The organism is Vibrio sp. 10N.222.52.B7 (assembly GCF_041474275.1).
In the GTDB taxonomy this organism is placed as follows: domain Bacteria; phylum Pseudomonadota; class Gammaproteobacteria; order Enterobacterales; family Vibrionaceae; genus Vibrio; species Vibrio crassostreae_C.
On the sequence record NZ_JBFRTU010000080.1, the window covers coordinates 1 to 2,089 of the forward strand.

2 protein-coding genes are annotated in these 2,089 nt (G+C 42.3%); one reads left to right on the forward strand and one right to left on the reverse strand.

What is annotated here, in order from left to right; genetic code table 11:
• Positions 1-830 (forward strand): tyrosine-type recombinase/integrase (locus AB4512_RS18725; protein ID WP_372175332.1); only part of this gene is annotated, 830 nt, incomplete at its 5' end.
• A gap of 155 nt (positions 831-985) precedes the next feature.
• Here AB4512_RS18725 and AB4512_RS18730 read toward each other — a convergent pair.
• On the reverse strand, positions 986-1,981 hold the full coding sequence (locus AB4512_RS18730; protein WP_372175333.1) for a D-alanine--D-alanine ligase: 996 nt from the start codon (positions 1,979-1,981) through the stop codon (positions 986-988).
• Between the last annotated feature and the right edge of the window lie 108 nt (positions 1,982-2,089).

Sequence of the window (2,089 nt, forward strand, 5' to 3'; positions counted from 1 at the left end):
ACAGTGATTGGAATCGCTATCATGCGTTCTGTACCAAACATCGTATTAACACACTTCCCGCATCTATAACCGCTGTTCGTCGTTTTCTTGAAACGGAGTCTAACGATAGAAAATACGCATCGCTAAAACGTTACACTGCAACGCTTAGCATGTTACATACTGTGTTGAGCTTTGCTAACCCGATCAAGCACAGGCAAGTTCGCTTTACCCTACTCCACTTACAATCTCAAATGGCCGGTGACGCTAAACAAACCAATGCTATGACATCTGTGCATCTCACTGATTTGAATACGTTACTCTCCCATGAGAAAGCAAACCTGAAAGAGATCAGAGACATTGCTATTTATAACGTGATGTTCGAGTGTGCTTTAAAGCGCTCAGAGCTTAAGTTGTTATCGATGAGTGATGTTGAGTACGTTGAAGATCATTACCAAGTAACAGTCAAAGATTCGGCTTATCAGTTGTCACAAATAGCCAGTGTTGCACTTCAACGTTGGCTTTCGTTTACTGGTATACAAGATGACTTGCCAGTATTTCGTGCGATAGACAAGCATGAGAATATTGGTTTGCAGCCTTTAGATGATTCGTCCATCTATAGGATATTGAGAAGAGCTAGCGACTTACTTCAACTGCCAGAAAATCACCATTTCTCTGGAAATTCGATTCGTGTTGGTGCTGCACAAGAGTTGTCGAAACAAGGTCTTAAGGTGAGAGAGATTCAGGACTTTGGTCGTTGGCTTAGCCCGGCAATGCCAGCTCAATATGTCGGTTTCACGGGAACGGCTGATAGTGAGAAGATGAAGTTTAAGGCGTTAATACCTTGGCAATGACGGGTCGCAGATTACTTGGATATTACTATTTTGATATAAGTTATGGTTAAAACGATATTTGTAAAAACGGCTAGCGTTAAAAACAAAAAGCGCCTTGGCGAAAGCTCAAGGCACTTGTTGGTTCAGCTCTAAGTGAACGAAAACGAGTTAGAAACCTAAGAAAGGCTTGTTCTCACGCAGTTTTCTAAGAACTGGCTGAATTTGTGGCCGTCATGCTCAACCATTTTAGGGAACATGGAGATTGGCGTCATACCTGGGAAGGTGTTGACTTCGTTCAGGTAGATCTCGTTGTCTTGCGTTAAAAAGAAGTCGATACGAGACAAGTGACGAAGCTTCATCTGGGTGAAGACTTTTCGTGCGCTGTCTGTAATCAATTCACGCTGTTCGTCAGTTAAATTACTTGCTTCAACTTCAGTGATCGAGTGGCTGTCTGCACTGTACTTCTCTTCGTAAGAGTAAAATGCGCCATTCGGTGCAATCACCTCACCCGGCTTGCTGATGTGTAGCTCGCCATCGATTTCATAAGCAGCAATTTCTAGCTCTCTAGGCACCACTGACTTCTCAACCAATACTTGGTCCGAGAAAGTGAACGCCTTGTTGATAGCCTCGCTTAAATCTTCTACTTGGTTAACTTGGTAACAACCTACAGAAGAACCTTGACGAGCCGCTTTCACAAACACTTTACCCCACTTTTCAAATGCTTGAGTTGCTTGTGAGTGAGCTTGATCATTGTTGTCTGATAAGAACAGGTACGGCGTGTTTGGAATACCAAGTGCGTCGTACCAAAGCTTTGACGTGATTTTGTTAAAGCTGTTGTTGCTTGCTTCTGGACCACAACCTAGGTATGGAATTTTAGCCATTTCAAACAGTGATTGAATGTCACCTGTTTCACCTGGGAAACCGTGTATGCAAGGCACAATGAAATCGACTTTAGATGCTAAATTGTCACCGCGTAAGGTTTGGTCGTTAATATCAAGATAAACCAATTCACCTGAATCAAGACACCAGCCTTCGTTCTTAATTTCAACTCTTACAACGTTAAAATCTGCAACGCTATTAAGTTGTTCAAAAAGGTAATTGGCTGAAACTAAAGATACTTCATGCTCTGAAGATCCACCGCCGCAAAGTAGAAGGATGTTTGTGGTGTTCATGGGTAAATTCGGTCCTTGAAACTAGGAGTACTGACTTCAATGATAAACAAAAGTCGAGATAGGTACAGTGTTTTGATTGTTAAAATTGCGTTCGAAAGATCGAGCGAT

Coding starts and splice junctions, on each gene's coding strand:
- AB4512_RS18730 (WP_372175333.1), bottom strand. CDS start 1,981: ATGAACACCACAAACATCCTTCTACTTTGCGGCGGTGGATCTTCAGAG.